The organism is Muricoprocola aceti (assembly GCF_025567005.1).
GTDB lineage: Bacteria > Bacillota > Clostridia > Lachnospirales > Lachnospiraceae > Marvinbryantia > Marvinbryantia aceti.
In genome coordinates this window covers 431544-441227 of record NZ_JAOQKE010000001.1, presented here as the reverse complement: position 1 = coordinate 441227, position 9684 = coordinate 431544, and the positions used below count along the sequence as shown (strand labels likewise).

7 protein-coding genes and 1 other annotated feature are annotated in these 9684 nt (G+C 43.6%); of the genes, 5 read left to right on the top strand and 2 right to left on the bottom strand.

Features of this window, described 5'->3' with window-relative positions:
• The first annotated feature begins 239 nt into the window (after nucleotides 1–239).
• From OCV47_RS02160 to queA, 5 genes are all read left to right on the top strand, one after another.
• On the top strand, nucleotides 240–1085 hold the full coding sequence (locus OCV47_RS02160) for a YihY/virulence factor BrkB family protein (protein ID WP_262653433.1): 846 nt from the start codon (nucleotides 240–242) through the stop codon (nucleotides 1083–1085).
• Nucleotides 1086–1164: 79 nt separating this feature from the next.
• Nucleotides 1165–1390 (top strand) — a binding site (T-box leader).
• 92 nt (nucleotides 1391–1482) lie between these two features.
• Nucleotides 1483–2502 carry a phenylalanine--tRNA ligase subunit alpha gene (pheS, locus tag OCV47_RS02155; RefSeq protein ID WP_256299011.1) on the top strand — a complete coding sequence of 340 codons (1020 nt, stop codon included), beginning with the start codon at nucleotides 1483–1485 and terminating at the stop codon, nucleotides 2500–2502.
• Nucleotides 2503–2532: 30 nt separating this feature from the next.
• Nucleotides 2533–4950: a phenylalanine--tRNA ligase subunit beta gene (pheT, locus tag OCV47_RS02150; protein WP_256299009.1), complete on the top strand. Its 2418-nt coding sequence runs from the start codon at nucleotides 2533–2535 to the stop codon at nucleotides 4948–4950.
• 186 nt (nucleotides 4951–5136) lie between these two features.
• Nucleotides 5137–5748, top strand: coding sequence for a histidine phosphatase family protein (locus OCV47_RS02145; RefSeq protein WP_262653428.1), 612 nt, complete (start codon nucleotides 5137–5139; stop codon nucleotides 5746–5748).
• Nucleotides 5749–5767: 19 nt separating this feature from the next.
• Nucleotides 5768–6793 carry a tRNA preQ1(34) S-adenosylmethionine ribosyltransferase-isomerase QueA gene (gene queA, locus OCV47_RS02140; RefSeq protein ID WP_262653426.1) on the top strand — a complete coding sequence of 342 codons (1026 nt, stop codon included), beginning with the start codon at nucleotides 5768–5770 and terminating at the stop codon, nucleotides 6791–6793.
• Nucleotides 6794–6906: 113 nt separating this feature from the next.
• Here queA and aroA read toward each other — a convergent pair whose 3' ends face one another.
• Together aroA and OCV47_RS02130 are read right to left on the bottom strand one after the other, a co-directional pair.
• Entirely contained in the window at nucleotides 6907–8184 is a 1278-nt protein-coding gene (gene aroA / locus OCV47_RS02135) for a 3-phosphoshikimate 1-carboxyvinyltransferase (RefSeq protein ID WP_262653425.1), read from the bottom strand.
• A gap of 18 nt (nucleotides 8185–8202) precedes the next feature.
• Nucleotides 8203–9303, bottom strand: coding sequence for a prephenate dehydrogenase (locus OCV47_RS02130; RefSeq protein ID WP_262653422.1), 1101 nt, complete (start codon nucleotides 9301–9303; stop codon nucleotides 8203–8205).
• Nucleotides 9304–9684: the final 381 nt, after the last annotated feature.

Sequence of the window (9684 nt, the reverse complement as noted above, 5' to 3'; positions counted from 1 at the left end):
GCCTGCCAAGAGGAAAATACAAATTTATGAACTTTTTTTGGGAGAAGGAATTCGTGTAATCATTTAATGTGGATAACTTTCCTAAATTCATAAAAAATGTGTAAATATGTGAATTTACAAAATTGGCAGGTTATAGAATAAATTTACCTTTCAAAGCTGTCTCTGACTTCGGTGCATTGTGAAATATTACAAAACATGTTATGATAAAAAATAAAACTACCGATCTGAAAGAGGATATTATGACGACAATCGCAAAGATCAAGGAAATCGTGCTGCGATTTATGAAAAAAATGAAAAAAGACCGGGTCAGTGCAGCAGCAGCAGAATCTGCCTTTTTTGTGATCATGGGATTTGTTCCCTTTTTCATGCTATTGCTGACTTTGGTTCAGTATACAGAACTTTCACCGGAGATGGTGATGTCGATCCTGATGGAGATGCTGCCAGCCAGTTTTTATGACCTGATAGTGGATATTGTAAAAGATCTGTTTACCCAGTCCACAGCACTGATGTCCGGAACTGTGATTGCTGCGGTCTGGGCCACCAGCAGAAGCGTGCTGGCTATTACCAACGGATTAAATTCTGTGAGAAGCGTGGGAGAGAATCGGAACTACTTCTATATGAGAATGCGATCTGGTATTTATATTGTATTTCTGGTCATTGCCATCTTTATGTCTATCGTTATGCTGCTGTTTGGTAACTGGATTCAGGACAGATTGCTTCAATATATTCCAGTACTGGGAGAACTGACCGGGCTGATTATCAGTTTCCGTGCAGTGGCCTCTCTTGGAATTTTATCACTGATATTCTTATCATTATATACAGCACTGCCTAACTGCAAGATGTCTCCGATCCGACAGATCCCAGGAGCTGTTTTTACGGCAGCAGCATGGTCCATTTTATCCTATGGATTCTCCATCTATTTCAGTTATTTTGCACAGGGGAACCGGGTCAGTGTCTATGGCAGTCTGACGACCGTGGCCATGATGATGCTGTGGCTGTATTTTTGCATGTGGCTGTTATTTTTAGGAGCGGAAGTGAACTGTTATCTGGAATATCCGGATTCCTTTATTGATCAGTTGGAATAGCTAAGATGAGGGAACATAAAAATATACTTGACAAAAAAGAAAAGCCTGGTATACAATAACAAAAGATATTGGTAAAAATGAAAAGGCAAAGAAAGTGTTCAGTAGAACTTTATTTTCCGACAGAGAGAGGCAGTCATCGGCTGGAAGCTGGCTCAGGTTCAGATAAAGATTCGAATTTCACACTGGAGCTGCATTCCGGAAGAGATACAGTAAGGAATGACGTTTGTGCACGTTACGCATACCGAGTGCCTGTCAGATGACAGGAATCAGGGTGGTACCACGGATCATACAGCTTCGTCCCTATTTGGGATGGAGCTTTTTTATTACATAGGAAAAATCCCTATGTTTTTATCGTATGAGAGTTCCCGTATGAAGTTCAAAAAGAAGGAGAAGAAAAATGAAAGATAAACTGCAGGCGATCAGAGAAGAAGCCATGAGACAGATTGAACAGTCTGATGCACTGGAAAAATTAAATGATGTAAGAGTAGCATTTCTCGGTAAAAAAGGAGAACTGACTGCTGTATTAAAAAGCATGAAGGACGTTGCTCCGGAAGATCGTCCGAAGGTTGGACAGATGGTAAATGAGACCAGAGCAGCCATTGAGGAAGTACTGGATGAGACAAAGAAGAAGCTGGAAGCAAAAGCAAGAGAAGCACAGTTAAAGGCAGAAGTCATTGATGTCACACTTCCTGCAAAGAAGAATAACGTAGGACACAGACATCCAAATACCATCGCACTGGAAGAAGTAGAGCGTATCTTTATCGGTATGGGATATGAAGTAGTGGAGGGACCGGAAGTAGAATACGATGAATACAATTTCGAAAAATTGAATATTCCTGCAAATCACCCTGCAAAAGATGAACAGGATACTTTCTATATTAATAAGGAGATCGTACTGAGAACACAGACTTCTCCGGTACAGGCACGTATCATGGAAAAAGGAGAGCTGCCAATTCGTATGATCGCTCCGGGACGTGTATTTCGCTCTGACGAGGTAGATGCGACTCATTCACCATCTTTCCATCAGATAGAAGGTCTGGTAGTAGATAAGAATATCACCTTTGCTGACCTGAAGGGAACACTGGAAGAATTTGCAAAAGAACTTTTCGGACCAGAGACAAAGACCAAGTTCCGTCCACATCATTTTCCATTTACAGAGCCAAGTGCGGAAGTAGATGTAAGCTGCTTTAAGTGTGGCGGAAAAGGCTGCCGTTTCTGTAAAGGATCCGGATGGATTGAGATCCTGGGATGTGGTATGGTTCATCCTCACGTACTGGAGATGTGTGGTATTGATCCGAATGAATACACCGGATTTGCATTTGGTGTAGGTCTGGAACGTATTGCACTTCTGAAATATGAGATTGACGACATGAGACTGCTGTATGAAAACGATATCCGTTTCCTGAAACAGTTCTAGAGAAAGATAAGAGATCGAAAGGGGATTATTATGAATACTTCATTATCTTGGATCAAAGCGTATGTTCCGGAACTGGACTGTACAGCACAGGAATATACTGATGCCATGACATTAACAGGTACAAAAGTAGAAGGATTTGAAAGACTGGATAAGAATCTGGACAAGATTGTGATTGGCCAGATCGAGAAGATTGAGAGACACCCGGATGCAGATAAACTGATTATCTGCCAGGTAAATATCGGAACAGAGACCATTCAGATCGTAACCGGTGCTCCAAATGTAAAAGAAGGAGACAAGGTTCCGGTTGTTCTGGATGGAGGAAGCGTAGCCGGAGGCCATGATGGAAAGATGGCAGAAGACGGCATCAAGATTAAAAAAGGAAAACTTCGTGGAATCGAGTCCAACGGTATGATGTGCTCCATCGAAGAACTGGGATCCTCACGCGATATGTATCCGGAAGCACCGGAATATGGTATCTATATCTTCCCGGAAGATGCTGTTGTTGGAGAAAGTGCAGTAAAAGCACTGGGACTGGATGATGTGGTATTTGAGTATGAGATTACATCCAACCGTGTAGACTGCTATAGTGTCGTTGGCATTGCAAGAGAAGCAGCAGCTACTTTCCGTAAGCCATTCTGCCCACCAGTGGTGACTGCAACAGGAAATAACGAAGATGTACATGATTATGTAAAGGTTACTGTACAGGATCCGGAACTTTGCCCTCGTTACACGGCAAGAGTGGTAAAGAATATTAAGATCGCTCCTTCACCGGTATGGCTGCAGAGAAGACTGGCATCCTGTGGTATCCGTCCGATTAATAATATCGTAGATATTACCAATTATGTCATGGAAGAATATGGCCAGCCGATGCATGCTTATGACTATGATACTATCGCAGGTCATGAGATCGTGGTAAGAAGAGCTGGAAAAGATGAAAAATTTGTCACACTGGATGGTCAGGAACGTACCATGGATGAGAATGTCCTGATGATCTGTGATGGAGAAAAAGCCATTGGTATTGCAGGTATCATGGGTGGAGAGAATTCCATGATTACTGATGATGTAAAGACGATGATGTTTGAAGCAGCCTGCTTCGATGGAACCAATATCCGTCTTTCTTCTAAGAGAGTGGGACTTCGTACCGATGCATCTGGTAAGTTTGAAAAGGGACTGGATCCAAACAATGCGCAGGCAGCGATTGATCGTGCCTGCCAGCTGATCGAAGAGTTCGGCGCAGGCGAAGTAGTAGGCGGTATGGTAGATGTATATAGCAAGAAAAAAGAACCTGTCCGTGTGGCATTTGAACCGGAAAAGATTAATGCACTTCTGGGAACTGATATTTCCAGAGAAGAGATGCTGAAATACTTCGATAAGATTGAATTGGCCTATGACGAAGCAACAAATGAGATCGTGGCACCGACTTTCCGTCATGATATTTTCCGTACTGCGGACCTGGCAGAAGAAGTGGCCAGATTCTACGGATATGATAATATTCCGACCACTCTGCCAAAGGGAGAAGCAACCACAGGTAAGCTGCCGTTCTATCTGAGAATTGAAGAGACGGCAAGAGATATTGCAGAGTTCTGTGGATTCTCACAGGGATATTCTTATTCCTTTGAAAGCCCTAAGGTATTTGACAAGCTGCTGATTCCAGAAGGAGATCAGCTGCGTCAGGCAATCAGTATTTCCAATCCTCTGGGAGAAGACTTCAGTATTATGAGAACGATTTCTCTGAACGGAATGCTGAATTCTCTGGCGTTTAACTATAATCACAGAAATAAAAATGTAAGACTCTACGAACTGGGTAATGTATATCTGCCAAAGTCACTTCCACTGACAGAGCTTCCAGACGAGAGAATGCAGTTCACCCTTGGTATGTATGGAGAAGGTGATTTCTTCACCATGAAGGGAGTGGTAGAAGAGTTCTTTGAAAAAGTCGGACTTCGCAAACCTGCCAAATATGATCCAAATGCAGGCAAGCCATATCTGCATCCGGGACGTCAGGCCAACATCATCTACGAAGGAACCGTAGTGGGTTATATCGGAGAGGTACATCCTGCAGTAGCAGATAATTACGGTATTGGAGAAAGAACTTATGTGGCTGTACTGGATATGAAGAATATTGTATCTTTTGCAACTTATGACCGTAAGTTTGAAGGAATCGCAAGATTCCCGGCTGTTACCCGTGACCTGAGTATGGTAGTACCGAAGCAAATCCTTGCAGGACAGATTGAAGAAATGATCGCACAGCGTGGTGGAAAGCATCTGGAAAGCTATCATCTGTTCGACCTGTATGAAGGTGCGCAGATTGAAAAAGGATATAAGTCCATGGCTTATTCCATTACCTTCCGTGCAAAAGACAAGACACTGGAAGAGAGCGATATCGCTTCCGCTATGAAGAAGATCTTAAATGGTCTGGAATCCATGGGTATTGTACTGAGACAGTAGAATGTATGAATTGTGTTGCTGGTCACGGAGTGAACAGTAAATGAATTCCCGCCGGTATTTGATAAAAAATGCCGGCGGTACTTGCGTTTTTACAGGAAATTCTTTATGATAGCAGATGTGAGCGGAATATGGATGCCAGAAGCCATGTATGATAATCTGGCATATTGAAGCGTTGAGGTAGAAAATATGAAATTATATATTCTCCGTCATGGAGAAACAGACTGGAATAAAAAAAGACTGCTTCAGGGGAAGAGTGATGTCCCATTAAATAAAACAGGGCGGGCGCTGGCCAAAGCTTCTGCAGTGGGGATGAAAGAGATCCCGTTTGATCTGGTGATATCCAGCCCTCTTGAGCGGGCCAGAGAGACGGCGCATCTGGTGCTGGGAGAGCGGGAGATACCATTTATTCTGGATGAACGAATCGAAGAGATTGGATTTGGAGAGATGGAAGGAAAGCCGTGGAGAAAGACTGAGGATTTCCAGGGAGATGAGAACATCTATCAGTTCTTCAATCATCCAGATCTGTATCAACCACCGAAAGGTGCAGAGAGCCTGACTGATCTGGCAAAGAGATGCGCGGACTTTATGCAGGATATCTGTCACAGACCGGAACTGGAAGAAAAGACGATCCTGATTGCCACACACGGGGCAGCCACCAGGGGATTGTTAAACAGCTTGCGGGACTGGAAAATAGAAGATTTCTGGGGCGGAAGAGTAGCGCCGAACTGTGGAGTGGCTATAGTAGAGAGTCACCATGGACAGGCAAAATTAATTGCAGAGAATATTACGTATTATTAAAATAGAAAGAGGTATTGCATTGAAAACAGCAGATTTTTACTTTGATTTACCGCAAGAGCTGATTGCTCAGGATCCACTGGAGGATCGTTCATCTTCCCGTCTTATGGTGTTAGATCGAAAAACGGGAGAGATCGAACATCACATTTTCAAAGAGGTGATTGATTATCTGAATCCCGGAGATTGCCTGGTGGTGAATAATACAAAGGTCATCCCGGCCCGTCTCTTTGGAAGTAAAGAGGGAACCGAAGCCAAGATTGAGATTTTATTATTAAAAAGAAAAGAAAATGATGTATGGGAGACGCTGGTAAAGCCAGGGAAAAAAGCAAAACCGGGAACCATAATCTCTTTTGGAGATGGACTGCTGACAGGAGAGGTCATTGATGTGGTAGAAGAGGGTAACCGCCTGATTAAGTTTACTTATGATGGTATTTTTGAAGAGATCCTGGATCAGCTGGGACAGATGCCGCTGCCTCCATATATTACCCACCAGTTAAAGGACAAGAACCGTTATCAGACCGTTTACGCCAAGCATGATGGCTCTGCGGCTGCACCGACAGCTGGTTTACATTTTACATCGGAGCTTCTGGAAGCGATCAAAGCCAAGGGGGTAAACATTGCACATGTAACTCTGCATGTAGGACTCGGAACCTTCCGCCCGGTAAAGGTAGAAGATGTCACGAATCATCATATGCATTCCGAGTTCTATATCGTGGAAGAAGATCAGGCGAAGCTGATCAATGAGACAAAGCAGAGAGGTGGAAAGATCGTATCTGTGGGAACCACCAGCTGCCGTACCCTGGAATCTGCAACGGATGATCAGGGTGTTCTTCATGCAGGAAGCGGCTGGACGGATATCTTCATCTATCCGGGTTACCAGTTCAAGATGATCGACCGCCTGATTACCAACTTTCATCTGCCAGAATCCACACTGCTGATGCTGGTATCGGCACTGGCAGGGAAAGATAACATTATGGCAGCCTATGAAGAGGCGGTGAAAGAACGTTACAGATTTTTCTCCTTTGGAGATGCTATGATGATATTGTAATGAAATCCTGGCATTAATAGAAATAAAGAAATAGCATCCTGCTTTTGTCAGAGCAGGGATGCTACTTCTTGCTTTTCAGATTTAGAATTTCGATGATGAACAATCGATGCCTCTTATTGTATCAGTTTCTCTAATGTCTGATAGAATTCCGGATAGCTGATCTTTACGCATTCAGCCCCTTCTATCCTGGTTTCACCGTCTGCACCCAGTGCTCCGATGGCAAAGCTCATGGCAATGCGATGATCCAGATGGCTGTCGATTACAGCACCGTGAAGCGGATACCCGCCTTCGATGATCATACCATCGTCTGTAGCCTCGATATGTGCGCCCATTGCTTTCAGATTAGTGACAACGGTATCAATACGGTTACTTTCTTTAACCTTCAGTTCCTGTGCATCTTTGATGGTAGTGATACCTTCTGCAAAACAGGCCATGACAGCAATCATTGGAATCTCGTCAATCAGCGTTGGAATGATTTTACCGCCAATGGTAACACCTTTAAGAGAACTGCTTCGCACCAGCAGATCGCAGGTAGGCTCTCCACCACTGGTTTTTTCATTCAGAATAGTGATATCGCCGCCCATTTCTTTTGCAACCCGTAAAATTCCATCTCTGGTCGGGTTGATCCCCACATTTTTAATCAGGATTTCTGAATTTGGAATCATCAGCCCTGCGGCAAGAAAATAAGCGGCAGAAGAGATGTCACCAGGAACTTCGATCTTCATACCATTCAGATCTGGTTCTGGTTCAATGGTGGCTGTAGTGCCGGAAGACGCCACATGGGCACCAAATCCTGCAAGCATCAGCTCGGTATGGTTTCGGGAAAGAACCGGCTCTGTCACACTGGTAGGAGCATCTGCATAAAGGCCGGCCAGAAGCACGCAGGATTTTACCTGGGCAGAAGCCACCGGTGATTTATAAGGAATCCCGTGAAGCTGTCCACCGCAGATGCGAAGCGGTGCACAGTCATTTCCCTTCAGACTGGTGATATCAGCGCCCATCATAGATAATGGTGTTATGATACGCTTCATTGGTCTTGTCTGAATAGAGGCATCGCCGTTTAGAATGGTGGTAAAACGCTGACCAGCAAGAATGCCGGAGATCAGACGGGTGGTTGTACCACTGTTGCCGGTATCCAGAGTATCTGATGGCTCTGTAAGACCATGTAGACCCTTTCCGTGAATCAATATCCGCTGGGAAGTATTTTCAATCTCAATACCAAGTTTACGGAAGCAGGAAATCGTAGATAAGCAATCCGCCCCCTGTAAAAAATTAGTCACTTCGGTAGTCCCTTCGGCCAGGGAACCAAACATGACTGCGCGGTGAGAAATGGATTTATCTCCAGGAATGCTCACTTCACCTTTTAAAGAATTTACTTTTGTAAAAAACATAATCGACCTCTTTTCCTGTTAAACTTCGTATATCGTATACCGGTATCTGCGTAATTCTTCTACCGCGCATACTTTGGAATCGGCATCATAGAATTCGACCATAAGTACTGCATCCTCGAATTCACGGTTATGTACAATGCCAATATTTTTAATCGTGATGCCGCGGCTTGCAAGAATGGTTGAAAGGATGGCAATTCCACCAGCCTCATCCACCAGATCACAATATAAACGATGGCTTTTCTTAATCGGTCCGGCAGACAGATCAGAGAAAGAGTTCCGGTAATCTCTGGATTCCCGGAAAAGTGTATGGATGGCAGAGCCGTTTTTCTGTTCCAGGGCAACACGAATGTCTTCCAGATTACGAATGTAGTCGTTCAGCACTTTTAATATATTCTCAGAGTTGGTCATACAGATCTGTTCCCACATCTCCGGTGAGGAAGAGGCAATACGGGTGATATCTTTGAAACCGCCTGCAGCGACCATCCGCATCGTCTCGGAAGGAGTATCTTCATTGTGAACCAGATTCACCAGTGCAGCAGCAATCAGATGTGGAAGATGACTGATGGCACCGGTCACAAAGTCATGTTCATGATAATCCAGAACCAGCGGAAGTGCTTTCAGACTACGTACCAGTTCGACATAGGCTTCTACCGATTCCTTTGGAACCTTTGAAGTTGGAGTAACAATATAGTAAGCATTTTCCAGAAGATGCCGTTTGGCATTGGCAATACCGGTTTTTTCGGAACCGGCCATCGGATGACCACCGATGAACTGACCTTCCAGACCCAGATCGGCTACATGGGTATGAATATCAGTTTTGGTACTTCCGACATCAGTAAGAATACAGCCCGGCTGAATCAGAGGCTTCAAGATCTCCAGATAAGAAGCGTTGGCTTCCACCGGTGCACATAAGAAGATGTAATCACATTCTGAAAAACGGGCATCTACCTGATCACAGGCTATATCAATAATCTGTTCATTTAATGCGTAATCTATGGTAGCCTGGCTCCTGGTATGGGCGATGATCCGGGTGTCCGGATAATAGTATCGGATGGCTTTTGCGATGGAGCCGCCGATCAGCCCAAGACCAATAAAGCCAATGGTAAGTGGTTGTTTCATAAAAATAGATCCTTTCTGTGTTACGGGTTTTTGACCCTGACATCGTTTATTGTACTATTGCAGGCTTGCATATGTCAACGATTTTACGCTTTAAAGCACGAAAATCTTATAATATACATAACATACCTTTTTCAGAATATATTTTCGCACATGATAAGAATAATGTGGAGTTGCTAAATTCGTGCTAAATTGTGCGAATTGAATGCAAAATTTAGAAAATACTAATATAATTGTTGGGAAAATGAAAAAATAATATAGTAAAAATGAATAAATTACTTGAAAATATTTGGAATATTTAGTAAAATATACCCATGGTGCTGAAAGGCATAATGAATTCTTCATAGTGAGGTATCAATATATCTCAATAAACTAGAATTGGAG